Origin of the sequence: Bradyrhizobium guangdongense, assembly GCF_004114975.1 — a bacterium.
Classification (GTDB): domain Bacteria; phylum Pseudomonadota; class Alphaproteobacteria; order Rhizobiales; family Xanthobacteraceae; genus Bradyrhizobium; species Bradyrhizobium guangdongense.
This window is the reverse complement of the sequence record NZ_CP030051.1, coordinates 4,655,077-4,681,281: the sequence shown is the minus strand read 5'-3', so window position 1 is coordinate 4,681,281 and position 26,205 is coordinate 4,655,077. Positions and strand designations below refer to the sequence as shown.

Genomic DNA, 26,205 nt, shown 5'->3' with positions numbered 1-26,205 from the left:
ACTCATCAGCCGCTCACATCATACGGCGTCACGTCGTTTCGCGGCGCCGGGCGATGGTGACACAAATTGAAAATCGCCAATGCTTTTCCGGCCACGAAATTGCGTTTTTTTGCCGTCGCCGGGTGAGGTCCAGATTTGTGATGCGGAAGGTGAAATATCCGACATAGAGTGGCGCAGGTGGTCGGCGCCCCCTAGTTAAAAACGACGGGCAGGCAACGGCTTAAGTGGCCAAACGCTCGAGAGGGCGGAAGAGGACAACGATGGGCATCAACCAGGGTCCGATCAGTCTTGATCAAAAATACACGCAGGAAACCGGACACGTCTTCACCACAGGCATCCAGGCCCTGGTCCGCCTGCCCATGGCCCAGATCCGGCGCGATCGCGCCAATGGCCTCAATACCGCAGGCTTCATCTCCGGCTATCGCGGCTCGCCGCTCGGTGGCTACGACCAGCAGCTGTTCGCCGCGCGAAAGCATCTCGAGCAGTACAACATCAAATTTCAGCCCGGTGTGAACGAGGACCTGGCGGCGACCGCCGTCTGGGGTTCGCAGCAGCTCAACCTTTCGCCCGGCGCCAGCTATGACGGCGTTGTCGGGATCTGGTACGGCAAGGGCCCCGGCGTCGATCGCTGCGGCGACGTCTTCCGCCACGGCAATGCCGCGGGCTCGGCCAAGAACGGCGGCGTGCTGTGCCTTGCCGGGGACGACCACGGCGCCAAGTCCTCCACCGTCCCTCATCAGTCCGACCACGCCTTCATCTCGGCCCTGATGCCGTATCTCTATCCCTCGAGCATCCATGAAATGATCGAGATGGGCCTGCTCGGCATCGCGATGTCGCGCTACTCCGGTTGCTGGGTCGGCATGAAGGTGATCACGGAAACGGTAGAGACCACCGCCGAGATAGATCTCACCGACGAGATGAAGCCGTTCATCATCCCCAGCGATTTCGAGCTGCCGCCCGGCGGCCTCAACCTGCGCTGGCCGGACGACCGTTTCGAGCAGGATCGCCGCCTGCAGGACTACAAGGGCTTTGCCGCGATCGCTTTCGCGCGCGCCAACCGGGTCAACCGCATCACCATGGATTCGCCGAACGCCCGCTTCGGCATCATGGCGTCGGGCAAGAGCTACGAGGACGTGCGCCAGGCGCTGCGCGAACTGGGGATCACCGAGGAGGTTGCCGCTAGAATCGGCCTGCGTCTCTACAAGATCGGCATGCCCTGGCCGCTGGAGCCGGAAGGCGTGCGCCAGTTCGCGGTCGGCCTGGAGGAGATCTTCATCGTCGAGGAGCGCCGCGAGATCGTCGAGAACCAGGTCAAGCAGGAGCTGTTCAACTGGCGCGACGACGTGCGTCCGCGCATCGTCGGCAAGATGGACGAGCACGACAAGCGCTTTTTGACCTTCTCCGCCGAGCTCAGCGTCGCCTCGCTTGCAACATCTCTGACCGAGCGACTGCTTCGACTTAATCTCAACCCCGAGATCGCGGACATGCTCCGCGCCAAAGCCGACTGGTTCAACGGCCGCCAGGCCACCCAGATGCAGGCCATCGCGCCTGTCTCCCGCACTCCCTATTTCTGCTCCGGCTGTCCCCACAACACATCGACGAAAGTGCCCGAGGGCAGCCGCGCGCTGGCCGGCATCGGCTGCCACTTCATGGCGCTGTGGATGGACCGGTCGACCGAAACCTTCACGCATATGGGCGGCGAGGGTGTGCCGTGGGTCGGCATCGCGCCCTTCACTAAGGAAAACCATATTTTCGCGAATCTCGGCGACGGCACCTATTTCCATTCCGGCAGTCTCGCCATCCGCCAGTCGATCGCCTCCAAGGCCAACATCACCTACAAGATCCTCTACAACGATGCAGTCGCCATGACCGGCGGCCAGCGGCACGACGGCGATCTGTCGCCGCAGAAGATCATGGCCCAGCTTCACGCCGAGGGCATCAGCGAGATCTACCTCGTCTCGGAAAATCCCGATGCCTATCCGGCCGACAGCATCGCGCCCGGCGTGAAGAAATATCACCGCGACGAGCTGCAGAACGTGATGAAGATGTGCCGCGAATACAAGGGCACGTCCGCGATCGTCTTCGTCCAGACCTGCGCCGCCGAGAAGCGTCGCCGCCGCAAGCGGGGCCTGATGGAGGATCCGGCGCGCCGCGTCATGATCAATCCGGCCGTTTGCGAGGGCTGCGGCGACTGCTCGGTGCAGTCGAACTGCATCTCGGTCGAGCCGCTCGAGACCGAGTTCGGCCGCAAGCGCGCCATCAACCAGTCGTCCTGCAACAAGGACTATTCCTGCGTGAAGGGGTTCTGCCCGTCCTTCGTCACCATTGACGGCGGAGCGCCGCGTCACCGCGCGCCGGCGGAGCTGGAGGAGATCGGCGCCTTGCCGGAGCCGGCCACGCGGCCCTCGCTCGACAAGCCTTACAACATCGCGGTCGGCGGCGTCGGCGGCACTGGCGTGCTCACCATCGGCGCGCTGCTCGGCATGGCCGCTCATATCGAGGGCAAGGCCTCGATGATCCTGGATATGTCGGGCCTGGCGCAAAAGGGCGGTGCGGTGCTGAGCCATGTCCGCCTCTCGGATCATCCGGCCGAGGTGACGTGCTCGCGCATCGTCACCGGCACGGCCGATCTCGTGCTCGCCGCCGACGAGGTGGTCGCAGTCGCCAAGGACACCATCTCGCTCTGCGACTCCAGCCGCACACGTGGCATCATCAACAGCCACGTCATTCCCACCGCCGACTTCATCCTCAACCGCGATTTCAACTTCCAGACCCGCAAGCTGAACGGATTGCTGGAAACGGCGCTGCATGAGGACTCCGTCTTTTTCGACTTCACCAAGCCGGCCGAACAACTGCTCGGCGATGCCATCGCCACCAACATGATGATGATGGGTTATGCCTATCAGAAGGGCCTGCTGCCACTCTCGGCCGAGTCGATCGAGCAGGCGATCGAGGTCAATGGCGTCTCGATCAAGATGAACAAGGAGGCCTTCCGTCTCGGTCGTCTCGCGGTGACCGATCCGGCCCGCCTCGCCGGCATGCTGAAGGGCACCGACGAGGTGACTGCGCCCAAGTCGCTGGACGCGATGTCGCTCGACGAGATCATCGAACATCGCGCCAAGCATCTGACCGCGTATCAGAACGCTCGTCTTGCCAGGCGTTATCGCAAGCTGGTCGACCAGGTCCGCGACGCCGCAGTGAAGGGCGGCTATGGCGATACATTGCCGCGCGCGGTGGCAATCAACTATGCGAAGTTGCTGGCCTACAAGGACGAGTACGAAGTCGCGCGTCTCTTTACCGACGGCGCCTTCGAGCAGCAGCTGCGCGATCAGTTCGAGGGCGATTACAAGTTCAACTTCAATTTTGCGCCGCCGATCCTCAGCAAGGGCGTAGACGCGCTCGGCCGTCCGAAGAAACGTGCGTTCGGCCCCGGCATGCTGAAGGTTTTGCGGATCCTCGCAAAATTCAAGTTCCTGCGCGGCACCGCGCTCGACATCTTCGGCCGCAGCGCCGACCGCAAGCTCGAGCGCGATTTGATCACAGGCTACGAGAAGGACGTCGCCACCGTGCTCGGCCTGCTGTCGCCGGTCACGCACGACACCGCGGTCGAACTCCTCTCGCTGCCCGACCGCATCCGCGGCTACGGTCCGGTGAAGGAGAAGGCCGTGGCGGATGCCAAGGCGCGCTACGCCCAACTCGCCGCGGATCTGGCGAGCCCGCCGCCGGCGCCGCGACAGATCGCGGCGGAGTAGGACTTCGTAGGGTGGGCAAAGGCGCAGTTGCGCCGTGCCCACCATCTCACCACGATAGCCGCGAGACGTGGGCCGCGCCGCTTTGCCCACCCTACAAATTCGTCTTTGAAATCAATCGCGGCTCTACTGTGCATGGGGTTGTTTTCGATAAAGGGCCAACCCGCTGTCCTCTCGCGGGGCGGAATATTTCCGCGCTTGCCAATCAGCTCCTTGCGGTTCAGAAAAAAGAGCCAAGAAGAAACGCGAGCGGAGACCTCTGTTTTGACCATCAAGGGCAAGGCCTACATTGCCGGGATTTTTGAACACCCGACCCGGCATGCGCCGGACAAATCCACCGCCCAGCTCCATGCCGAGGTCGCCAAGGGCGCCATCGAGGATGCCGGGCTCAGCAAGGACGATGTCGACGGCTATTTCTGCGCGGGCGATGCGCCCGGCGGCGCCTGGCCGATGGTCGACTATCTCGGGCTGAATACCAAGAAGCTCCGTCACGTCGATTCCACCGAGACCGGCGGCTGTTCCTACATCATCCATCTCGGCCATGCCGCCGAGGCGATCGCGGCGGGCAAGTGCTCGATTGCGCTGATCACGCTCGCCGGCAAGCCGCGCACCGGCGTGATGCCGCCGCGCGCCGCCGGCGCCGAGGTCGATTTCGAATCTGCGTACGGCGCGACCACGCACAATGCCTATGGCATGTGTGCCATGCGCCACATGCACGACTTTGGCACCACGAGCGAGCAACTCGCCTGGATCAAGGTCGCGGCCTCTCATCACGCGCAGTACAATCCGCATGCGATGCTCAGGGATGTCGTCACCGTCGAGGACGTCCTGAACTCGCCGATGATCTCCGATCCCCTGCATCGCATGGATTGCTGCGTCGTCTCCGACGGCGGCGGCGCGCTGATCGTGACGACGCCGGAGATCGCCAAGAGCTTGAAGAAGCCGCTTGTGCGCCTGATCGGCCATGGCGAGGCGATGAAGGGCCCGCGCGGCGGCAAGGATCTCGACCTCACATACTCGGCCGGTGTGTGGTCGGGCCCGCGCGCGTTCGAGGAAGCCGGCATCACGCCGAAGGACATCAAGTATGCTTCGATCTACGACAGCTTCACAATCACCGTGCTGATGCAGCTCGAGGACCTCGGCTTCTGCAAGAAGGGCGAGGGTGGCAAGTTCGTCGCCGACGGCAATCTGATCTCGGGCGTCGGCAAGCTGCCGTTCAACACCGACGGCGGCGGCCTTTGCAGCAACCATCCCGTCAACCGCGGCGGCATGACCAAGATTCTAGAGGCGGTGAGACAGTTGCGCGGCGAGGCGCATCCGAAGGTGCAGGTGAAGAATTGCGATCTCGCCATCGCCCACGGCACCGGCGGCCTTCTCGGCGTCCGCCACGCCGCCTCGACGGCCATTCTGGAGCGCGTGTGATGAGCGAAAAGAAATACTCGGCCCCGGTGACGAATCCGGAGACCGCCGCGTTCTGGGATGCGGCGAAGGAAGGCAAGTTCATGATCAAGCGGTGCACCGCCTGCGGCGAAGCGCATTACTTCCCGCGCTCGATCTGCCCGTTCTGCTACTCCGACAAGACAGTGTGGGAGGAAGCCTCGGGCGAGGGCACGATCTACACCTACAGCCTGATGCGGAAATCGCCGACCGGTCCTTATGCCATCGGCTACGTCACGCTGAAGGAGGGCCCGTCGGTGCAGACCAATTTCGTCGACTGCGATCTGGAAAAGCTGAAGATCGGGCAAAAGGTGAAGGTGGTGTTCAAGCCGACAGACGGCGCGCCATTGCCGTTCTTCACGGTGGCTTGACGCGACGCGAATATAACCCTCTCCCACAAGGGGAGAGGGCACGTTAACGGGCATCGCCGCTGCGGATAAGAAACTCAGGGAGGAAACCAGACAAATGTCCGCCAGATACGAAGAACTCAAAGCCCTCAAAAACCTCGGCCAGAAATACGCCTACACCGACCGCGAAGTGATGCTCTACGCTTGCGGCATTGGCCTCGGCGCCGATCCCATGGACGAGAACGAGCTCGCCTTCGTCAACGAGGGCACGCTTACGCCGCGGCCGCTGAAGGTGGTGCCGACCTTCGCCTCCGTTGCGGCCTGGGGCTCGGGTCCCGGCGAGATGAACCTGAACCGGGTGATGGTGGTCGATGGCGAGCGCGACATCACCTTCCACCAGCCGCTGCCGGTCGCCGCCAACATCACCGCCGACTCCTCCGTGCTCGAAGTCTACGACAAGGGCAAGGACAAGGGCGTCGTGATCAGCCATCAGACCGTGCTGAAGAACGAGAAGGGCGAGAAGCTGGCAACGATCGTTGCCTCGCGCTTCGCCCGCGGCGATGGCGGCTTCGGCGGGCCGAACCTGACCCAGCCTGATCCACACAAGATCCCTTCGCGCAACCCCGACAAGACCATCGACATCACGACACGTCCCGACCAGGCGCTGGTGTATCGTCTGTGCGGCGACCGCAACCCGCTACACTCCGATCCTGAATTCGCAAGGAAAGCCGGCTTCCCGCGTCCGATCCTGCACGGCATGTGCACCTACGGCATCACCTGCCGCGGCGTGCTGCAGACCTATGCCGACTACGATGCCTCTGCCTTCCGCCAACACGTCGCGCGGTTCTCTTCGCCGGTCTATCCCGGCGAGACCGTGACGATGGACCTCTGGAAGGACGGCAACGTGATCTCGTTCGAAGCCAAGGTGAAGTCGCGCGGGGTCACCGTGATCAAGAACGGGAAGACGGTGCTGGGTTAGGTCGGCATCGGCCGTCGTCTCCTTGCCCCGCTTGCGGGGAGAGGGTGGGGTGAGGGGCCCTCCCTGCGAGGGCAGAGCGTATTGAGACCTGTACCCCCTCACCCGGATCGCAAGGGCGATCCGACCTCTCCCCGCAAGCGGGGCGAGGTAAGAAAGAAACAAAAACAGGGAGAAGCCACCATGGGATTACTCGACGGCAAGGTTGCGCTGATCACCGGTGCGGGTGGGGGGCTCGGTGAGGCCTACGCCAAACTGTTCGCGCGGGAAGGGGCCGCGGTCGTGGTCAACGATCTGGGCGGCCCCCGCGACGGCTCCGGCGCCGACAAGTCGATGGCCCAGCTCGTGGTGGATGCGATCAAGGCCGAGGGCGGCAAGGCGGTCGCCAACGGCGCCGATGTCTCCACCATGGAGGGCGGTCAGTCGGTGTTCGACGACGCCATCAAGCATTTCGGCCGCGCCGATATTCTGGTCAACAATGCCGGCATTTTGCGCGATCAGACCTTTCACAAGGCCAGTGAGGCCGACTGGGACAAGGTGATCAAGGTGCACCTGAAGGGCACCTTTTGTTGCACCATGCCGGTGTTTCGCTGGATGCGGGAAAACGGCGGCGGCGTCATTGTCAACACCTCCTCGACATCAGGCCTGATCGGCAATTTCGGCCAGACCAATTACGGTGCGGCCAAGGGCGGCATCTGGGGCCTGTCCAACGTGCTGGCGATCGAGGGCCGCAAGTACAATATCCGGATCTGGACGCTCGCCCCGGGCGCTCTGACCCGCATGACCGCAGACCTGCCCCGCTACAAGGAGAACCCAGGTGCGGCTCTGGGGCCGGACGGGATCGCGCCGGCCGTGCTATACATGGTCAGCGACTTGTCGGGCGACCAGACCGGCAAGGTGCTGGGCGTGTCCGGGCCCCGCGGCGTGCGCGAAATGCGGATGATGGAGATGGAAGGCTGGAAACCGCCGCACACGGGCTGGAACGCCCGGGACATCGTCGATCACGCCAAGGAGATCTTCTTCTCCGAGGAGCAGATCAAGATGGGCGCGCGGCGGTTCTAGCCACCGTCATCCCCGGGGCACGCGAAGTGTGAGCCCGGGTCCATAGTAAAGCACGCGGAGCAGACAAATGGATTCCGGGCTCGTGCTTCGCACGCCCCGGAATGACTTAGAAAGAGAGACTGATGAAACTCACTGCCGACGCCAAGGGCACTTTCGCAATCGCGCCGACGCCGTTCCATGATGACGGCCGCATCGATGAGCGCTCGATCGACCGCCTGACCGATTTCTACGAGGAGGTCGGCTGCGACGGCGTCACGGTGCTCGGCATCCTCGGTGAAGCGCCCAAGCTCGACGCCACTGAAGCCGAGCAGGTCGCGGTGCGCTTCATCAAGCGTGCGAAGAAGATGCAGGTGATCGTCGGCGTCTCGGCACCGGGCTTTGCCACCATGCGCTCGCTGGCGAAGGCCTCGATGGATGCGGGCGCGGCCGGCGTGATGATCGCGCCGCCGCCAAGCCTGCGCACCGACGATCAGATATCAGGCTATTTCAAGCAGGCGGCGGAGGCGGTCGGTCCCGATGTGCCGTGGGTGCTCCAGGACTACCCGCTGACCTTGCAGGTGGTGTTCACCCCCGCCGTGATCCGCAAGATCGTCATGGACAATCCGAACTGCGTGATGCTCAAGCACGAAGACTGGCCGGGGCTGGAGAAGATCTCGACACTGCGCGGCTTCCAGAAGGACGGCTCGCTCCGGCCGCTCTCGATCCTCTGCGGCAATGGCGGCACGTTCCTGGATTTCGAGATGGAGCGCGGCGCCGACGGCGCCATGACCGGTTATGCGTTCCCCGAGCTTCTGATCGACGTCGTCAATCTTTCCAAGGCCGGTAAGCGCGATGCCGCGCATGATCTGTTCGACGCCCATCTGCCGCTGATCCGCTACGAGCAGCAGCCCGGTGTCGGCCTGACCATCCGCAAATACGTGCTGCAGAAGCGCGGCATCATCGCCTCCAGTGCGCAGCGCAAGCCGGGCGCGACGATCACGGCAACTGCGAAGGCCGAGGTCGATTACCTCTTGTCGCGCGTCGCCCGTTTCGATAAGCGCGCCAACCTCGGCCCGCAATCCAGCGCGGCAGGTTAGCTCCATGGCCGAGACATCAGCATCGCGCCCCGCCTCGACGATCCTTCTGCTGCGCGATGGCGCCAAAGAAGTTGAGATCTTCATGATGGTTCGCCATCATCAGATCGAGTTCAATTCGGGCGCGCTGGTGTTTCCCGGCGGCAGCGTTGACGCCGGCGATCAGGAGATCGTCGCTCGCGCCGATCTCTATTCGGGCGGTGAAGCCTTGAGCGAATCCGACCGCGGGTTTCGCATCGCCGCGATCCGCGAGACCTTTGAGGAGAGCGGCATCCTGCTGGCGCGCGCAAAGGGGTCGAACACGCCTGTTGATGCCAAACGCGCCGGCGAGATCGCAGAAGCGCATCGCGTCGCGCTGAACGAGCACAAGATCAGCTTTCTCAGCATTTTGGCCGACAACAATCTTCAGCTCGCCCTCGACACGCTTGTGCCCTACGCGCACTGGATCACGCCGGAGGGCATGCCCAAGCGGTTCGACACCTGGTTCTTCCTTGCGGCCGCGCCGCCCGACCAGCTCGGCGCGCATGACGGCCGCGAGTCGACCGACTCGATCTGGGTCTCGGCGCGCGAGGCGGTGGAGGGCGGCGAGAGCGGCCGCTTCAAGCTGCCGTTCCCAACCACGCGCAACCTGATCCGGCTTGCCAAGCAACCAAGCGTGAGCGCCGCGCTCGACCATGCGAGGGGGATGTCGATCGTCACGGTGATGCCGGTCATGACCAAAACCGAGAGCGGCCGACAGCTGCGCATTCCCGGCGAGGCCGGCTATGACGGCGAGGTGTTCGAGGTCGGTGCAGTCGGCTAGGAGACTTCGATATCAAGCGAAGTATTGCGGCCGCAGACGCGCTAGGTTCCGTCCATCGCGGAATGGACGGAGCACGTCGTGGACATCAGACAGGACACCAATATCGCCGTCGAGCTGGCGTTGTTGGTCGCGCTCGCCACGCTGTGGGGCGGCTCCTATACCTTCATCAAGCTGGGCGTCGCCACCATCCCGCCGGTGACGCTGATCGCCGCGCGCACGGCGGTTGCGGGCCTGTTGCTGGTCATCGTCATGTGGGCGCGGGGCATCAGCATGCCCATGGACGCTGCGACCTGGCAGCGCTTCGCCTTCCAGGCTGTGCTTAACAGCGTCGTCCCCTGGACGCTGATCGCCTGGGCCGAGCGCCACGTCGATGCCGCGCTTGCCACCATCCTCAATTCGGCCGGGCCTATCTTCACTTTCCTGCTCACTGCGATCGTCACCCGCCATGAGACAACGACCCCGCGAAAATTGTTCGGCGTGGTCGCCGGAATGGCCGGCATCCTCCTGATCGTCGGCGTCGACGCGTTCCACGAGATCGGCAGCGGCCTGGTCGCGGAGGCGGCCATCGTCGCCGCCACGATTTGCTACGCCTGCGCCGCGATCTTCGGCCGCAGCTTCAAAGGCCTCGACCCCATAGCGCCCGCCGCCGGCTCGCTGCTCGCGGGTGCGGCCGTGCTGATCCCAGCCGCGCTGATCGTCGAGCAGCCCTGGACGCTGTCGCCGTCGCTGGCTTCTGTGCTGGCACTGCTCGCGCTCGCGACGTTCTCGACCGGGGCGGCGTTCGCGATCTATTTCCGCCTGATCCAGAGCCTCGGCTCGGTCGGCACCACCGCCCAGGCTTACTTGCGTGTCCCCATCGGGGTCGCCATCAGCGTCGCGTTCCTGGGGGAAACCTTGGCCCGGACCGCCTGGATTGGTCTCGCCTGCGTCGTTCTCGGCGTCGCCGCCATGACAATCCCGGCCAGGGGCCCGGCGGTCGCTAAACCATCATGAAAATCAGCCCCTTCCAGCCGGAGGAGGCATGTTCCCCCGGAGGGGCGATACAGCGTATATTGGGGCGTATGGAGTCCGGTCCCGCCCCAATGCCCGTCGAAGCGCCACCCAATCCGCGGGCGAAGCGATCGTTTTCGCTGTCGATCGGTCAGATGACGTTCGGCAGCTTCATTCTGGTGCTGGCGGTGATCATCGTCACCTCGACCGCCAGCGTGATCGCTATCCGGCATATCGATGCCACCTTCGCCGAGCTTCAGCGGCTGCAAAGCGTCGGCGATCTCGCCGAAGACATCGACCGCCGCATGAACGATTTGCGGCTCGCCGCACGTGACTTCGTCACAGATCCCGGCGCCGGCATCCAGTTCAAGCAGGTCGGCGAGGCCGCCTCGACCCTGAGTGAGATCCTCAAGAAGACTCGCATCGAACTCGCCCCCGAGCAGCAGGATATGATCGACGGCGTCTCGGAGCGGCTGGCGACCTACCGCAGCGGGCTGGAGCGGATTTCGACCCTGATAGACCGCCGTGCGCAATTGCTCGCCGGGCTGCCGCCGCTGCGCGACCAGTTCGATGCGGCGGTCTCCGCAAGCGGGGATCGCGAACTCGCCTCCCGCCTGTCGGAAGCGCAGAGCCGGATTGCGATCGGGCTGCTCGCCCGCAATCCGTCCGCGGCCGAGCAGGCCGCGCAGAGCATGCGGACGATGGACATCGCCGGCGGCGAGTTGAAGTCCGCCGTGAACAATTACGCCGATGCCATCATCGCGGTCGCCGTCCGCGAACGGCAGATCGCCGATATCGACCGGGAGGTGCTGGGAACCGAGGGGAGGCTGATCGGCCGCGTCACCGAGTTGCTCCGTGACGTCAGCGATCGCCGCGGCCATGTGCTGTCGCGCGACTTCGCCCGGACGCTTGCGGAGGCGCGCTGGCAGAGCATCGTGCTCGGCAGCATGGGCGTGCTGATCGGCATCCTCGCCGCCGGGTTCGTGGTGCGGCGGACGGTACGTCCATTGGCCAAGATCGCGCGCTCGATCCGCGCGCTTGCGGCCGGGGAGAAGAACACCTCGATCCCGTCGGCCGACCTCGGCAACGAGATCGGCGACATTGCGCGCGCCGCAGAGGTGTTTCGACGCGCGCTGGAGGAGGCCGACACGGCTCGAGAGGCGGCGGTGCGTGCGCTCACCGAGCAGCGGCTCGCCGAAGAGAGCTATCGAAAGCTGTTCGAGGGCTCGGTCGACGGCATCTACGTGACGACGCCTTCGGGCGATCTCCTCAACGCAAATCCTGCGCTGGCGCGGATGATGGGCTATGACAGCCCGCAGCACTTGATCGACAGCATCAGCGACATCGCCCACACCATCTACGTCGACGCCGCGGCCCGCGAGGAATATCAGCGCCTGATGCACCGCGACGGCATGGTGCGCGAGTTCGAGTATCGGGTTCGCCAGCGCAGCGGCAACATCCTCTGGCTCTCCGACAGCGCGACGGGCGTACGGGACGAGCAGGGCAGGATCGTCCGCTACGAGGGCACGCTGCGCGACATAACCGACCAGAAACGGGCGGAAGATGCGATTGCCGAAGGCCGGCGCCTGCTTCAACAAGTCATCGACACCGTGCCTGCCGTCATCAACGTCAAGGACCGCGACCTCCGTTACGTGCTGATGAACCGCTACATGGCCGGCATCTTCGGCATTGAGCCCGGCGACGCACTCGGCCGCACCACCGCAGATCTGATGTCGCGCTATGGCGCGGCCAAGACCGACGAGAACGACAAGCGCGTGCTCAGCTTGCGGAAAGGTCTCGGCTTCTACGAGGAGGAGTATCAAGACGCCTCCGGCAATATGCGACAATGGCTGGTCAACAAGCTGCCCTTGCTCGATGCTGCCGGCGAGATCGAGCGGATCGTCACCGTGGCGCTCGACATCGGCGAGCGCAAGCGCGGCGAACAGGAGATGCGGAAAGCCAAGGATGCCGCGGAGACTGCGCTGCGCAACCTGCGCGAGACGCAGGCCTCGCTGATCGAGGCGGAGAAGCTCGCCGCGCTCGGACGCCTGGTCGCCGGTGTCGCTCACGAGGTCAACAATCCCGTCGGCATCAGCCTGACGGTCGCCTCCGCGCTCGAGCGGAAGACGGCGATGTTCAGCGCCGAGGTCGAGCGCGGCGAGCTTCGCCGCTCGACCCTCAACGACTATCTCAACACCAGCCGGGACGCGTCCTCGCAGCTCGTCTCCAACCTCAACCGCGCGGCCGAGCTGATCCAGTCGTTCAAGCAGGTCGCGGCGGACCGCAACTATTCGGATCAGCGCAGCTTCGATCTCGCTGACCTCACCGAGCAGGTGGTGATGAGCCTGCGTCCCGGTCTGCGCAAGCAGAACCTGACGCTCAACGTCGAATGCCAGCCTAATTTGACCATGAATAGCTATCCCGGCCCGTACGGCCAGGTGCTGACCAATCTGTTCCTGAACTCGGTGGCGCACGCCTTCCCGGACGGACGTCCGGGGACCATCGACATCAAGGTGCGCGAGAGCGGCAAGGACAATGTCGAGGTTATCGTCTCCGACAATGGTTGCGGAATGAGCCTCGACGTGCGCCGCCGCGCTTTCGATCCGTTCTTCACGACGCGGCGGGACCAGGGGGGCACCGGCCTCGGGCTGCACATCGTCTACAGCATCGTCACCAACCGGCTTGGCGGGCGGCTCGACCTCGATTCCGAGCCAGGCGGTGGCACGCGTATCCAGATGATCCTGCCGCGCACTGCGCCGCTGGAGCAGGCCGCCGAATAGCGGTTTGCCTAGTCGACCTCTGCGAGCTTGTGCAGGGTGGCGCCGAAAATCAGGCTGGCCTTGCCGACCAGCGCGGTGCCCGTCATCTCGGCGCGGGTGTCCGTGTAGGTCCCGCTGACGCCAATGCCGACCGGGGCAGGGCCGCCGAACAGCGGATTATCATCGCCCCGCGGCGAGGTGTGCCGTTGCACCAGCACCTCGCCCTTGAAGGTGTGCTCGTCCTTCACCACGTAGCTGCCGGTGTAATAGAGGTAGGCATCGCCGCCGACGATCTTGCCGTCGCGAAAAACAATCACGCCGCTGCCCTTGCCTGTTCGACCATCGAGCAGGCTCACGTGAATTGAATAGAGGCCGTTCTTCATAACGTCCCGTGGGCCGGCCGCCATCGCCCAATGGCGTAACCGATGAAGCTTTTATGCCAAAGCGTAGTTCCTCGCGCAACGCGGCAGTTCTTGCTGGCAGGGATGGCGACCGTAATCGTCCCGTATTGTCTGTGACGCTGACATGACGGTCTGATCATGCAGTGAGGCCAGTCGTTGCGAATCAGAGTTGGCCCGCGAAATGCATAACCATTGTTGCACTGGCCGCGGGGTGCTGGAGCAAGACGAACGTGAGCAACTGGATCGATTCCGGCGGCGATGAGCCGCGTCTATACAGTGCGCGTCCCACGATCTACGAAACACAAGGACGGCGAAATGGCCGCCCCAAACGGTGGCGAAGCGCGGCGGGTCTTGCTTGCGCGCTGACGCTGATCGCGCTGCTTGCCCCTCGCGGGCACGCACGCGACCGCGGGCAGTTCGTCAACACCAGCGCCGAGCTGAAAGCCTGGTTCGACGGCTTGCGCAGCGGCAAAGGGCCATGCTGCTCCGATGCCGACGGCTCGGCGATCTCCGATTCCGATTGGGAGAGCAAGGACGGGCACTATCGTGTCCGCATCCCGCGCCTCGGCTACGTCATCGAAGGCAAGCCGCAGGAGCTGGTCTGGGTCGACGTGCCCGAGGAGGCCGTGATCTCGGAGCCCAATCGGGTCGGACGTACCATGGTGTGGCCGATCTACGGCTATATGGGCGTGACCATCCGCTGTTTTATGCCCGGTAGCATGACCTAGCCCGGCAGCAGGTTATTCTGGCACGCCGGGTCTGCCTCAGGTGTATTTCTTGTCGCGCTCGAGCAGCTCAATGGAGATGCCCTCGGGACCGCGGATGAAGCAGATGCGGACGCCGGGCCGGATCGTGGTCGGCTCACGCGTGAAGGTCACGCCCTTGGCCTTGATCTCGGCGGCGACGGCGTCGATGTCTTTTACCGTGAGCCCGAAATGGTCGAGGCCCTGATGGGGGTGCGCGGGCGGCGGGCTGACGGCGCTGTCGCCCTCCAGCGGCGCGATGAAGATCCTTGCGCCGCCCAGATTGACGTCGATGCGCCCCGGTGCGCTCACGATCTCGCCACCCAGGATATCGCGCAGCCATGCCGCGGTCGCTTCCGGATCGGGGCTACGCAGATGGACGTGATCCCAGGTGACGACGACTGGCATTTCAGATCCTCTCGGTGGGGGCTGAGCAATGTTGCAGCGCATGTGCATGTTAGCGATCCCGATCGCCGACCGCCACCGTGGCTTCTATCGGAGATTCGCGCGCTTGCGGGAACCTTAGTTCCTCTCGCGGGTTAAAGACGGAGGTGAGTGACGCCGCCATGAGCGCAGGGTTTGGCTGGATCGGACTGCGAAATCTCGTCGGGAATGGCGAGGCTTCGCCGCGATCCGGGTCTGCCACGAACGCTTGGTTCACGCGCGGCCTGTTGGGACTGCTGGCCGGGTTCCTGGTTGGCGGGGCTGTCTGGCTGCTGATGCTGCCCGCTCAGAATAACATTGCGCAAGCCGAGCCGGTGAACTTGGCGCTGGCAAGCGTCGATCCTGTGCTCCCGACATCAGCCTCAGATACCGCCGCGGCCCGAGGGGCAGGCCTCGACGGCCTCAAGATATCATCGCAGACCTGGCGCCGCGGCGGGCTCGGCTCCAAGGCGCTAGTCACGTTCACCGTGCGAAATGACAACGATTATGCCGTAAAGGATATCGAGATCGTCTGCGCTTTCACGCGGCGCGACGGCAGCCATCTGACTGACCGTAGCCGCGTGCTGGCCGACACCGTCGGTATGAAGAGCCGCAAGACCTTTGCACGCGTCTCCATCGGATTCGTCAACGTGAACGCCGATCAGGCGAAGTGTTCACTGGTCACGGCGCGACGCGTCTAACGGCCTGCGTTTCCGCTAGCGGAAAAGTTACCGACTTCCCCCCTTGGCCAAAATCTTGGCGACGCCATTTGAACCGAAGGCTGGGCGCAGGAACCAATTAAAGGATCGCCGGTTAAGGCGAAAAGCCCACGCGGGGATGCGGGGGGCGGAGCGCGGCCAATGCCCATCTTTCGGTATTTCATGTTCGTTGGTGGAGCGCTGCTCGCACTGTTGTTCGCAGCCGATTTCGTCTGGCCTGCGTCGCCGGCCCCGCAGGCTGTTGCGAGTGCAGGCTACGACCAGCCGCTGATCCGGATCCGGTCCGACCGTCATCTACCTGATCGTGTGGTGCTCGACACCAGCCAGCCGACCATTGCCGCGCCCGTGGTCAAGACGGCGGCCGCCGGACCGGCCCAGCCGCCGGCGCAGGCGGATGTGCTGGCCGACATGTCCGCGAAGGCACGAGTGCGCGAGACTTTCGCCCAGCTCACGCCGAAGGCCGATGCCAAACCGCAGGTCCATGCCCCCGCTCAGCCCCGGCGCAGGGTGGCTCGTGCGCGTCCGACGCCGCAGCGCGGCCAGCCGATGATGCTGGTCGCACAGCAGCCGCATTTCGGCCTTTTCAATACGACTTGGTAAGGAAGCCCGTTCGCCTCGATTCAGGCGGGGAGGGGCTTTTTATTGTCTGACCGCTCTGCTAATTCGATCCGATCCGAGCGTCGTCGATGTGCTGGCGTGCCAGTCCATGTCCGTGGCGCTTCGGTTAGCCCCGCCACCACCCGGGCAGGGCGCTCGTAGCTCAGCTGGATAGAGCATCGGATTTCGATTCCGAGGGTCGGGAGTTCGAATCTCTCCGAGCGCGCCATTTGTCAGCCCGAAGCCGTCGGAGGCTGGCCTTTGCATCAGTCCGAGTCAGGGCAGGCGTAGCGCGTACTGTGGTCAATTGGCTGAAAGACCAGTTTGCCGGGCGCGCGCCAGCGTTTCCGAAGGCGTCTCGTGAAAGGTTGCGCGGTAAGCTGCGGCAAACTCGCCGAGATGATGAAAGCCATGGGCGCGCGCGCACGTGGCGACCGAGGCACCGCCACTCCTGAGGAGCTGCATGCGGGTGGCCCACAGCCGCTTCAGGCGAATGTATTGATGCAGGCTCATGCCGCGCACTTTGCTCACCGCGCCACTGAGCGTACGGACCGAGACGCCGAATTCGCCGGCGAGGTCGGCGGTATAGATCGGTGCAGTCGGATAGGCCGAGACATAATCGTCGACCTGCTGCACCAGCTTTGCGGAACGCGCGCCTGCGCTCGGCGCGCTGCGCTCGGACAATGGGTCGATCTGAAACAGATCGTCGAGGGCGAGCAGCAGGCCCTCCTGGAGATGCGCTGCGACTTCCCGGGTCTCGAACATGCGCGGTTCGACCGCCGCTGTTCTGAGAATGTCTTGCACAAGCTGCCGCGCGTGGAGATGAGCGGCGGGGTCCGCGATGCGGACCCACAGTGAGTCGGCGCGATCGAACCAGCCGCGATCCCTGAGTGTCGGCGAGAAAATCATCAGCGCATGATGATTGATCTGGGGCTCGACGAAATGGCAATGGTGGCTGCCGCGCAGGGCGATGAAGAAGCGCGAGTCGATATCCATTCCGCTCGAACTCGCGCGCAGATTGTCGCTCATCGGCAGGATCACCATGCCGCCTGGTGCGCGATAAGTGGTCTCCAGGATGCGAGCAAACGACCTCGCGACGATGATCCGGCACGCCGGCAGGTTCACGATTGCTCGCGCCGCGGTGAAATTGGCAACGTCGAGAGGAATACTCCGGGAATCTTCCAACGACTCAGCCGGTCGAAATGCGTCGACATCGGTAAACCGTGTCAGCTGGAGGGCGGAGGAAGGGGCGAGAGCGTCGAAGAACATGCGTTTGGCCGGATGCTGCAATGTGACAATGAAATGAACGTCGATACGTGGCCATCATTGTCGAAACACGACGATTGTGTAAACCCGGATTCTGGAACGTAGGATTGCGGACATCATGCCACGAAGCTGTCGATGCGATGCCACCATCATCGGTCGCGGCTCATCGGCTGACCGGTCGTGAGATCAATGAAATGGAGCCTCATACAGGCAGGGCAGGTAAAGGACTCGAGGCTTGGTCCCTCGTGCCCCTGCCGCTTCTCGAGATGTGTTTGCACATTCAAGCCCGTCTGGGGGCACCGGAAAACAATCAAGTCGGCCATTGATACAGAATGACCGCGCCACAATAATTCATCTTTGATCTAGATCAGTTTTGGAATTGCTCCAGGTTCGCGGGCTCCGACGCGTGCTCCGTCTCGCAAAAGCGAAGGGGCCCGAAGGCCCCTTCCAATCCTACCAGCGGCGGTAGCCGTAATAGCCATAATAGCGCGGGCCGTAATAGCGCGGACCGTAATACGGCCTCGGTCCATAATAGCCGGGGCCATAGCCATAGCCGTAATAATAGTTCGGCCGCCACCAGCAACGTCCCCAGGCGTTGCAGACCATGCGGACCTGCTCGATGTTGGAAACCTGCGGTGCTGCAGGGGCTGGCGCGACGGGCATGGCCGACGCCGTCGTCGAGGATGCCACAAAAGCACCGAACAGAGACGCGGCGACAAGGCCTATCTTAAGCTTCATGATGTATTGCTCCGCTTACGCAATACAGGATATCGAAGTTGTTCGGATCAAATTGTGGCGGGACCGAAATGTAACGCTGGTGAACAAACCTTCAGCCAATCCGCCATGGTCCCGATCAAGCGTGGTCAGCCTATCCCAGGTCGGCGCCGATCGCCACGGGTTCGGCATCGCCCTGGGCTTGATCCTGCGCAATTCGCACGTTCGCCTTCCTCCCTAGTGTTGCCGTGTGGGCCGTCTTCGAGGAATTCGAAGCGCGTTCGGACCGGCCGTCCGCGCCGGTTGGAAGCAAGACGGCCGATTGTTTGGGAGCTGTGCAATGGACAAGATGAGGATCGACAAGGGCGACTGGCTCGTCGTGTGCGACGGACGCAAGGCGCTCATCCTGGAAAATCTCGGCGACGAGATGTTTCCGAACCTTCATACCAGGGAGGTTCGCGAGCAGGCCAATCCATCGACGTCAGCGCAAGGGACCGATGCGCCCGGCAGGCTGCATGCGGCTGTTGGGGGTGCCCGCAGCTCGGCGGAGCAGACCGACTGGCACGATGAGGCCGAACGCACCTTTCTGCGCAGTCTCGCCGAACGCCTCGATGCCGCACTCGGTGCCGGGGAAACCTCGGCCCTGACGGTGGTGGCCTCTCCGCGCGCGCTGGGCATGATCCGTACCGATTATTCGGAGGCGGTGCGCAGGGCGCTCCGAGGCGAGATCGGCAAAGACCTGGTCAAGCTGCCGGTCTACGAGATCGAGAAGCAGTTGCTGTTGTCGGGGGCCGTCGGATAGGGCTCCCGCCGCCAAACGACGCCGCGGCGCCCCTCAGTAGCAGGGATGCCGCCGGCGGTCCTGGCCGACATAGGCAGCCGCGCTCTGATAGCAGTGATTGGTGGAGGGGCCGTCGTAAAAGGCGAAGGTGCCGGGGGTGATTCCCGGGCCGTAATTGTGCAGATAGCTAATCGGGTAGGGTAGCGGATTGCTGTAGTAGCGGTGATACCGGTGATGCACCCGCGCCTCCGCGAAACCAGGGGCTAGGATTGCCGCCGACAGGGCAGCAACCGCGGCTACAAGCGTCAACTTGCTCATCTCGATTCTCCGGAAAACCCGCGCCAATAGGTCAGTCATCTATAGCCATTTCGGGCCGCCGGGGCACCCGTCCGAAGCGCGGAATTAGGGACTGATCCCGCAGATTCCCGGGCGAGTGTGACAGAATTGCCGGAAAGGGCGGCCCGAACCTGCCCATTTTTGGCCTTTTCGGGATGCTTAACGAATTCCCCACATAAGTATGGCCAAAGAGAATCCGGTCAAAGATTCCCGCCGGCCACTTCTGGTTTCGTTGGGGTGTTTTCGAGCCCGGTTCGTTCCCGCAAGGTTTTCGCCGTCACGCTGTCATGCGCATCACGCTCCTTAGCCTGCTGTTGCTCCTCGCCGCCGCCGCGCCTGCGCGGGCGGAGCTGCACATCACCCGCGATCATGGCGGCTATGTCGAGGAATACAAAGCCAAGTACAAGCGCGTCCGCGACACCGGCGAGCGCGTGATCATCGATGGCATCTGCAACTCGGCCTGCACGCTGGTGCTCGGCATCGTGCCGATGAACAAGATCTGCGTGACCCCGCGCGCGAGCCTCGGCTTCCACCAGGCCTATTACGATAAGGCCTTCACCTTCGGGATCAAGGTCACCAGCGCCGAGGGGACCTCCGACCTGATGTCCTACTACCCCGACACGGTGAAGGACTGGATCCGCCGCAATGGCGGGCTCACCACCGACATGAAGAAGATCAAGAATGGGGTCGAGCTCTGGAAGATCATCAATCCCTGTCCGGAAGAATGGTGATCGGCTGACCTGAGCCGCCACGCCCGTCGCAGCGCAGCATCGGAAATTCGCATTGCCGCACCGCGCCCGCTCGGGCAATGAGGGCGGCAATGAATCATAATCAAGATCATCTGGCCGCGAGGTCGGCTCCGGTGCTGTTCGTCCTGCTCTGGAGCACCGGTTTCATCGGGACCAAATACGTCGTCAACAGCGCCGATCCCTTGACCTATCTCGCCATCCGGATGGCGCTGGTGGTCGGCCTGATGGCGATCATCGCAGGAATTGCCCGCCCCAAATGGCCCGATCGTATCGGTATCGCGCATAGCGCCGTCGCCGGCATTCTGGTCCACGGCTTCTATCTCGGCGGCACCGCGATCGCGATCTCGCACTCGATCCCGGCAGGACTCTCTGCGCTCATTCCAGGCCTTCAGCCGATCCTGACCTCGACCGTTGCCAACCGTTGGCTCGGCGAGAAAGTGACGCCGGTGCAATGGGGCGGCTTGCTGTTCGGGCTCGGAGGTGTCGCACTGATCCTGCACAATCGCCCGATGGCGGGAGAGGCCGGGCTCGGCTGGCTCGCTTCGGTGGTCTCGCTGATCAGCATCACCCTCGGCACGCTGTATCAGCGGCGCTTCTGTAACCACATCGACTGGCGTGCCGGCAATCTCGTACAATATGTCGCCGTCACGATCTTCTTCACCATCGGCGCCTTCCTGTTCGAGGACCGTGTCGTGCACTGGACCCGGGAGTTCATGCTTGCGCTCGCCTGGCTTGCCGTCGCGCTCTCGATCGGCTCGATCGGGCTATTGTACTGGCTGATCCGCCACGCCGCGGCGACGTCGGTCGCGAGTCTGTTCTATCTGGTGCCTGCGGTGACGGCGCTGATGGCCTATCTGCTGTTCGGGGAAAAGCTCGATGCGCTGGCGATCGCCGGCATGGCGATGTGCGCGGCTGCGGTTTTCGTGGTCAACCGGCGCTTCGGCTCCTAGAAGCGCTTGCCGGAATACATCCCTGACGTGCAGGGTCCGGCGTGCTATGCTGACCGCATTTCAGCTGCCTTTTCACACGGTGATTTCCATGAAGAAGCCGAGGCGCGCGCTGCTCGGAAGGTCCATGAGGCCGGTCCGGATTGCCTGCATCAATTACGCGAAGGACTCGATCAACGACCACGAGATGACGCAGCTCACCGCAGCGCTGCAAAAGTGTTACGACGAGCATTTCCTGCCTGTGTGGGGCTATCCGGTCGAGCTCTATGTCGCGCGCAAGCCGAAGCGGACGGATTGGCAGCTCGTCTATTTCGACGATGCCTCGCACAAGAATATGCTCGGGCGTCACGAGCTGACGCACCGGGGACAGCCGATCTCCAAGATCTTCGTGAAGGCGCTGGGCGATGAGCCGGTCAGCGTGGCCGCCTCGCACGAACTGTTCGAGATGGTGCTCGACCCCATGGCCAATCTCTGGGCCGACAAGAACCGCAACACCCAATACGCCTATGAGGTCTGCGATGCCGTGGAGGAGGACGCCTTCGTCGTCAACGGTTTTCCGATGTCGAACTTCGTCTATCCGTCCTGGTTTGAGCCCTTCAAGCATCCGCGCGGCACCAAGTTCGACCACAAGGGAACGTTGAAAGCGCCGTTCTCGATGACCGAGGGCGGCTACGTCATCAAGAAGGTCAATGGCAGGAAGGTGATCAAGGCGTTCGGCTCGCCTGCGAAGCGGCGGCGTTTCAATGCCGAAGACCGGCGCGGCCATCGCAGTGAATTTCGCGACCCGAAGGGAAAGCATCACCCGGGCCGGCGCGTTGCAAAACGGCGAGGGTAGGGAAAAGTCTCCGGACGTGCCTGCATCCGGAGACTACTGTCGTTGCGATCAGCGCTTGGCTTTCCTGCTCTTCTTTTTCGATGTGGCCGCTTTCTTGGCGGACTGCTTCGCTGATGTCTTGGTGGCCTTCTTCGCGGATTTCTTCGCCGCTTTCTTCGACGACCTCTTTGACGACTTCTTGGCCTTCTTCTTCGAAGCCTTCTTCGGCGGCGCGACTTTCTTTGCGACCTTCTTGGCCGCCTTCTTCACCTGCTTCGCAGCGGTGACGGCAGCATCCTTGGTCGCCTCCACTGCGGTGGTGATCGTCTCCATCGCCTGCTCGGTGATCGGCTTAGCGTCATCCATAGCGTGTCCCCCACGGTTTGCATGGAGCGATGACGATAGCGGGTTTCATGATTGTGTCAAAGCCGCGCTCAACCTTTGCGGATATTCGCGTACGCGGCGAGCGCGCGCTCGCGTCCCGCGACATGGTCGACGATCGGTTGCGGATAGGTCTTGCCGAGCGTGATGCCTGCGCTCGTCAACTCGATCGGCGTTGCCTGCCAAGGCTGGTGGATCAGCTTCGCCGGCAGGTCCTTCAGTTCCGGTACCCAGCGCCGGACGTAGGCGCCATCGGGGTCGAACTTCTGCCCCTGGAGCATCGGATTGAACACGCGGAAATAAGGCGCGGCGTCCGCTCCGCAGCCTGCGACCCATTGCCAATTGGCAGGATTGCTGCCGGCGTCCGCGTCGACCAGCGTGTCCCAGAACCAAGCTTCGCCAGCGCGCCAGTCGATCAGGAGGTGCTTGACCAGGAACGAGGCGACCACCATCCGAACCCGGTTGTGCACCGCGCCGGTGTGCCAGAGCTCGCGCAGGCCGGCATCGACGATCGGATAGCCAGTGCTGCCGCGTTGCCAAGCGGCGAGCGCCTTCTCGTCGGATCTCCAAGGGAAGTCGTTGAAGCTGGTTTGCAGGTTTTCGGTGGCAAGCCCTGGATGGTCGTGGAACAAGTGGCGGCAGAACTCGCGCCAGCCTAATTCGCTCAGGAACTTGTCGACGCCGGAGCTGATCGCCGGGTTATCGTCCGCGGCAAAGCGTGCGGCGTGAAAGACTTGGCGGGGGCTGAGCTCGCCGAACCGCAGATGCGGCGAGAGGCCTGAGGTCCCCCGGCGATCCGGGCGGTCGCGGTCGCTGGCATAGCCGCGCACGGTGTGCTTGAGGAAGTCGCGCAGGCGTGTACGGCCCGAGGCTTCGCCGGGTGTCCAGGTCTCGCGCAGGCCGCCCGCCCAGTCCGGCCTGGTCGGCTCGAGCTTCCAGGTCTCCAGCCTATCGCTCCCCAACTTCGGGCCGGGGCGAAGTTCCTTCGGCGCGGGGAGCGGCTTGGGTGGATCGCCGAGCGACAGCACCCGCCGCCAAAACGGCGTGAACACGCGCAGGCCGCGGCCTTCCTTGTTGCGGATCGCCGAGGGTTGCACGAGCAAGTCGCCGGGGAAACTTCGCGAGTCCACGCCAAGCTTTGCCAGGGCGGCTTCGAGCTGTTTCTCGGCGGCCTGATGCGGGGCCTGAGCGATCGCATTCCAGTAGACGACGCTGGCGCGGCTTTCGCGTGCTACCTCCGGGATCACCCTGGCTGCCGATCCCTTGCGCAGCACCAGAGATCCGCCGCGTGCTGCGATGTCGGCACCGAGCGCGCGCAGCGACTGCGCCAGCCACCAGCGTGCGGCGCCGCCGGGAGCCCGTCCGGCCGCGTCGTCCAGCACATAGAGGCAGATCACCGGCGCGCCGGATCCGGCGGCGGCGTGGAGGGCAGGATGGTCGGACAGGCGGAGGTCTTCGCGAAACCAGACGATGACGGGCGGGGGGCTTGGCGGAATCAGGGAATATCCTCGTTTACGATTAGGAAAGCGCCCCGCGCAGGGGCTGTGAACCAGCGTTAATGGGGTCGTAAGCGGATTGCATGAATATGCAGGGATTCCAGGAGCAGCGCATTTATGACCAAACTATTAACGACGAAATTGGTGCCGCAGATCAGGCTGGGGACCAAGGCCGTCCTCTGCGCGGTCCTGCTGATTGGGATGAACACTGCCCTGGTGGTCGGCGCCGGCTATTGGTCGCTCACCTCGGCTTTCAACGAGCGCGCGCTACGCGACATCGAGGTCAATCTGCGCACGCTGGCGTTGGCCTTCGCCGAGATCGTTCCTGACGCCAGGATCACGATGCGGGATGGCACGGTGGCTCGCGCCGAGATCGCCAAGATGCCGGATTTCAGGGATCACGCCATCGTCGACCGCGTGACGTCCTATGTCGGAGGCAGCGCGACCCTGTTCGTGTTCGACGATGCGAGCGGACAGTTTGTCCGCCGCTCGACCAACCTCAAGAAAGAAAACGGCGACCGCGCCGTCGGCACCCAGCTTGCCGCCGACCATCCGGCCCAAGCCGTGCTGCGGCGCGGCGAAGCTTACAAGGGCCCGGCGACGCTGTTCGGCAAGTCCTTCATGACCGCCTATTTCCCGATCGCCGATGCCGCCGGCAAGGTCGTGGGCATCCTCTATGTCGGCATTCCGATGGCGCAGTATGAGAGCATGCTGACCCAGGCGATGTCGAGCATGGCGGTCGCGGCCGGCGTCGCCGCGTTGCTGGTCCTGGTGCTCACCATGCTGGTCGTCCGCCGCGTTACCCGGCCGCTCACCTCGGTCACACATTCGTTGACGGCACTTGCCAACGGCGAGAGCGACGTCGCGATCGACTGCGAGGACCGCGCCGACGAGATTGGCGAGATCGCCCGCACGGTGGCGGTATTCAAGAGCAATTCGCTGGAGCGGGCGCGCCTGCGCAGCGAGCAGGCCGCAGCTACGGCCGCAGCCGTCGAACAACGCAAAGCCGATTTGCGCAACTTCGTCGACGAGTTCCGCGGCAGCGTCGGCGTCATCCTCGACAAGGTGCTGCATTCCTCCGGCGAGTTCGAGCGCGTGGCGCGGCAACTGACCGATACCGCGCGCTCCACTGCCGACCTGTCGGCGAAATCGGCCGGTGCGTCCGAGCAGGCTTCCGACCACGTCCGTTCGGCGGCGGCAGCCTCCGAAGAGTTGTCGCAGTCGATCTCCGAGATCACCCGCCGCGTGCAGGAATCCAACGCGATCTCCGCCGAGGCGGTGCAGCAGGCGGAGGCCACCGACCAGCGCATCGCACAGCTGTCCGAAGCCGGCGCGCGCATCGGCGACGTCGTCAAGTTGATCACCTCGATCGCTGAGCAGACCAATTTGCTGGCGCTGAACGCCACCATCGAGGCCGCACGCGCCGGCGACGCAGGGCGCGGCTTCGCCGTCGTGGCCCAGGAGGTCAAGACGCTCGCCGGTCAGACCGCCAAGGCGACCGACGAGATATCGAACCAGATCGAGAGCATGCAGCTGGCCACCGAGGAATCGGTCGCCGCCATCAAAGCTATCAGCCAGACCATCGAGCGCATCAGCGGCATTGCGAGCTCGATCTCGGCTGCGGTCGAGCAGCAGCGGACAGCCACCCACAACATCGCGGCCAGCGTTCGTGCTGCGGCCTCCGGCACCTCCGACGTCGTCGTCAATGTCCGTCAGGCGGCCGAGGGCGCGGGCGAGACCGGCGAAACGTCGAGCCGGATGTTCGCCTCCGCCCAGGCGCTCTCAGGCGAGAGCCTGCACCTGAAGGCCGAGGTCGACAGCTTCCTCGACCGCGTGCAGGCGGCGTAGTCCAAGGTCGTCATCCGGGCCGGTCCGAACGACCAGGCCTCAGGTGCGCAATTGCGCACCCGGGGGATCTCGAGATTCCGGGTTCGGTCCTGTGGACCGCCGCGGAATGACAGTTGGCTATTTCGGCTGTGGTACGATCCGAATATAGGGCTTCGGCTCTTTCCAGCCCTGCGGGTAGATCGTCTTGGCCTCGTCATTGGAAACCGAGCCCGCGATGATGACGTCCTCACCCGGCTTCCAGTCGGAAGGCGTCGCGACGCGATGCTTGGCCGTGAGCTGGAGCGAGTCGATGACGCGCAGGATTTCCTGGAAGTTCCGCCCCGTGGTCATCGGATAGACCAGCACCAGCTTGATCTTCTTGTCCGGCCCGATGATGAACACGTTGCGGACGGTCTGGTTGTCCGCGGCCGTGCGAACGAGGGGATCACCTGAAACCGCGGCCGGCAGCATGCCGTACAACTTCGAGACGTTGTAATCGGTGTCGCCGATCATCGGGTAGTTCGGGGCCGCGCCCTGCGTCTCCTTGATGTCTTCGGACCATTTGGCATGACGGTCGACCGGATCGACAGAGAGGCCCATCAGCTTGACGCCGCGCTTGTCGAACTCCGGCTTCAACTTGGCGAGAGCGCCGAGCTCGGTCGTGCAAACCGGCGTGAAGTCTTTCGGGTGCGAAAACAGGAGAGCCCAGCTGTTGCCGATCCAGTCATGGAACTTGATCTTCCCTTCAGTGGTTTCGGCTTCGAAGTCGGGGGCGGTGGCGCCGATCGGAAGTGTCATGGTTTGACCTCATCACAT

At 63.7% G+C, this 26,205-nt stretch carries 25 protein-coding genes and 1 tRNA gene; 18 read left to right on the top strand and 8 right to left on the bottom strand.

Features of this window, described 5'->3' with window-relative positions:
• Window positions 1–260 precede the first annotated feature (260 nt).
• The 9 genes from X265_RS22480 (at window position 261) to X265_RS22440 (ending at window position 13,216) form a co-directional block, all read left to right on the top strand.
• Complete coding sequence (locus X265_RS22480; protein WP_128966797.1) at window positions 261–3,752, top strand: indolepyruvate ferredoxin oxidoreductase family protein; 3,492 nt, start codon at window positions 261–263, stop codon at window positions 3,750–3,752.
• A gap of 261 nt (window positions 3,753–4,013) precedes the next feature.
• Entirely contained in the window at window positions 4,014–5,171 is a 1,158-nt protein-coding gene (locus X265_RS22475; RefSeq protein WP_128966796.1) for a thiolase domain-containing protein, read from the top strand.
• Window positions 5,171–5,557, top strand: coding sequence for a Zn-ribbon domain-containing OB-fold protein (locus X265_RS22470; protein WP_128966795.1), 387 nt, complete (start codon window positions 5,171–5,173; stop codon window positions 5,555–5,557). The genes X265_RS22475 and X265_RS22470 overlap by 1 nt, the downstream gene beginning before the upstream one ends.
• A 94-nt stretch (window positions 5,558–5,651) precedes the next feature.
• Window positions 5,652–6,512 carry a MaoC family dehydratase gene (locus tag X265_RS22465; RefSeq protein WP_128966794.1) on the top strand — a complete coding sequence of 287 codons (861 nt, stop codon included), beginning with the start codon at window positions 5,652–5,654 and terminating at the stop codon, window positions 6,510–6,512.
• 180 nt (window positions 6,513–6,692) lie between these two features.
• On the top strand, window positions 6,693–7,571 hold the full coding sequence (locus X265_RS22460) for an SDR family oxidoreductase (RefSeq protein ID WP_128966793.1): 879 nt from the start codon (window positions 6,693–6,695) through the stop codon (window positions 7,569–7,571).
• 122 nt (window positions 7,572–7,693) lie between these two features.
• Window positions 7,694–8,647 carry a dihydrodipicolinate synthase family protein gene (locus X265_RS22455; protein WP_128966792.1) on the top strand — a complete coding sequence of 318 codons (954 nt, stop codon included), beginning with the start codon at window positions 7,694–7,696 and terminating at the stop codon, window positions 8,645–8,647.
• Between the two features lie 4 nt (window positions 8,648–8,651).
• Entirely contained in the window at window positions 8,652–9,446 is a 795-nt protein-coding gene (locus X265_RS22450) for an NUDIX hydrolase (RefSeq protein WP_128966791.1), read from the top strand.
• A gap of 78 nt (window positions 9,447–9,524) precedes the next feature.
• Window positions 9,525–10,439 carry a DMT family transporter gene (locus X265_RS22445; RefSeq protein WP_128966790.1) on the top strand — a complete coding sequence of 305 codons (915 nt, stop codon included), beginning with the start codon at window positions 9,525–9,527 and terminating at the stop codon, window positions 10,437–10,439.
• Between the two features lie 89 nt (window positions 10,440–10,528).
• Window positions 10,529–13,216, top strand: coding sequence for a PAS domain S-box protein (locus tag X265_RS22440; protein ID WP_128966789.1), 2,688 nt, complete (start codon window positions 10,529–10,531; stop codon window positions 13,214–13,216).
• Between the two features lie 8 nt (window positions 13,217–13,224).
• On the opposite strand, the gene X265_RS22435 is transcribed toward X265_RS22440, so the two are convergent.
• Entirely contained in the window at window positions 13,225–13,578 is a 354-nt protein-coding gene (locus tag X265_RS22435; RefSeq protein WP_164938740.1) for a GrlR family regulatory protein, read from the bottom strand.
• Between the two features lie 248 nt (window positions 13,579–13,826).
• Here X265_RS22435 and X265_RS22430 point away from each other — a divergent pair, with 248 nt between their 5' ends.
• A complete protein-coding gene (locus X265_RS22430) occupies window positions 13,827–14,324 on the top strand; it encodes a hypothetical protein (RefSeq protein WP_128966787.1) in 498 nt (165 codons plus the stop codon).
• Window positions 14,325–14,360: 36 nt separating this feature from the next.
• Here the strand turns inward: X265_RS22430 and X265_RS22425 are convergent, their stop codons facing one another.
• The gene (locus tag X265_RS22425) at window positions 14,361–14,747 is read right to left on the bottom strand and encodes a VOC family protein (RefSeq protein WP_128966786.1); all 387 of its coding nucleotides are present in this window, start codon (window positions 14,745–14,747) and stop codon (window positions 14,361–14,363) included.
• A gap of 158 nt (window positions 14,748–14,905) precedes the next feature.
• Between X265_RS22425 and X265_RS22420 the strand changes: the two genes are divergently transcribed.
• The 3 genes from X265_RS22420 to X265_RS22410 all read left to right on the top strand — a co-directional run bounded on the left by X265_RS22420 (window position 14,906) and on the right by X265_RS22410 (window position 16,307).
• Window positions 14,906–15,463, top strand: a complete 558-nt coding sequence (locus tag X265_RS22420; RefSeq protein ID WP_128966785.1) for a hypothetical protein — start codon at window positions 14,906–14,908, stop codon at window positions 15,461–15,463.
• Window positions 15,464–15,622: 159 nt separating this feature from the next.
• Window positions 15,623–16,081, top strand: coding sequence for a hypothetical protein (locus X265_RS22415; RefSeq protein WP_128966784.1), 459 nt, complete (start codon window positions 15,623–15,625; stop codon window positions 16,079–16,081).
• A gap of 149 nt (window positions 16,082–16,230) precedes the next feature.
• Window positions 16,231–16,307 (top strand) — tRNA-Arg (locus tag X265_RS22410).
• A gap of 74 nt (window positions 16,308–16,381) precedes the next feature.
• Here the strand turns inward: X265_RS22410 and X265_RS22405 are convergent.
• Together X265_RS22405 and X265_RS22395 are read right to left on the bottom strand one after the other, a co-directional pair.
• A complete protein-coding gene (locus X265_RS22405; RefSeq protein ID WP_128966783.1) occupies window positions 16,382–17,347 on the bottom strand; it encodes an AraC family transcriptional regulator in 966 nt (321 codons plus the stop codon).
• Window positions 17,348–17,797: 450 nt separating this feature from the next.
• Window positions 17,798–18,082, bottom strand: coding sequence for a hypothetical protein (locus X265_RS22395; protein ID WP_128966781.1), 285 nt, complete (start codon window positions 18,080–18,082; stop codon window positions 17,798–17,800).
• Between the two features lie 316 nt (window positions 18,083–18,398).
• On the opposite strand from X265_RS22395, the gene X265_RS22390 reads away from it, so the two are divergent.
• On the top strand, window positions 18,399–18,860 hold the full coding sequence (locus X265_RS22390) for a baeRF12 domain-containing protein (RefSeq protein ID WP_128966780.1): 462 nt from the start codon (window positions 18,399–18,401) through the stop codon (window positions 18,858–18,860).
• Between the two features lie 33 nt (window positions 18,861–18,893).
• Here X265_RS22390 and X265_RS22385 read toward each other — a convergent pair whose 3' ends face one another.
• The gene (locus tag X265_RS22385) at window positions 18,894–19,157 is read right to left on the bottom strand and encodes a hypothetical protein (RefSeq protein ID WP_128966779.1); all 264 of its coding nucleotides are present in this window, start codon (window positions 19,155–19,157) and stop codon (window positions 18,894–18,896) included.
• Window positions 19,158–19,462: 305 nt separating this feature from the next.
• On the opposite strand from X265_RS22385, the gene X265_RS22380 reads away from it, so the two are divergent.
• The 3 genes from X265_RS22380 to X265_RS22370 all read left to right on the top strand — a co-directional run bounded on the left by X265_RS22380 (window position 19,463) and on the right by X265_RS22370 (window position 21,706).
• Complete coding sequence (locus X265_RS22380) at window positions 19,463–19,906, top strand: hypothetical protein (RefSeq protein WP_128966778.1); 444 nt, start codon at window positions 19,463–19,465, stop codon at window positions 19,904–19,906.
• A gap of 89 nt (window positions 19,907–19,995) precedes the next feature.
• A complete protein-coding gene (locus tag X265_RS22375; protein WP_128966777.1) occupies window positions 19,996–20,874 on the top strand; it encodes a DMT family transporter in 879 nt (292 codons plus the stop codon).
• Window positions 20,875–20,962: 88 nt separating this feature from the next.
• Entirely contained in the window at window positions 20,963–21,706 is a 744-nt protein-coding gene (locus X265_RS22370; protein WP_164938739.1) for a hypothetical protein, read from the top strand.
• Between the two features lie 48 nt (window positions 21,707–21,754).
• Here X265_RS22370 and X265_RS22365 read toward each other — a convergent pair whose 3' ends face one another.
• Window positions 21,755–22,051 carry a histone gene (locus X265_RS22365; protein WP_128966776.1) on the bottom strand — a complete coding sequence of 99 codons (297 nt, stop codon included), beginning with the start codon at window positions 22,049–22,051 and terminating at the stop codon, window positions 21,755–21,757.
• Between the two features lie 68 nt (window positions 22,052–22,119).
• A complete protein-coding gene (locus X265_RS22360) occupies window positions 22,120–23,511 on the bottom strand; it encodes a cryptochrome/photolyase family protein (RefSeq protein WP_244659398.1) in 1,392 nt (463 codons plus the stop codon).
• Between the two features lie 168 nt (window positions 23,512–23,679).
• On the opposite strand from X265_RS22360, the gene X265_RS22355 reads away from it, so the two are divergent.
• Window positions 23,680–25,410 carry a methyl-accepting chemotaxis protein gene (locus tag X265_RS22355; protein WP_128966774.1) on the top strand — a complete coding sequence of 577 codons (1,731 nt, stop codon included), beginning with the start codon at window positions 23,680–23,682 and terminating at the stop codon, window positions 25,408–25,410.
• A 117-nt stretch (window positions 25,411–25,527) separates the two neighbouring features.
• Here X265_RS22355 and X265_RS22350 read toward each other — a convergent pair whose 3' ends face one another.
• A complete protein-coding gene (locus X265_RS22350; protein WP_128966773.1) occupies window positions 25,528–26,187 on the bottom strand; it encodes a peroxiredoxin in 660 nt (219 codons plus the stop codon).
• Window positions 26,188–26,205: the final 18 nt, after the last annotated feature.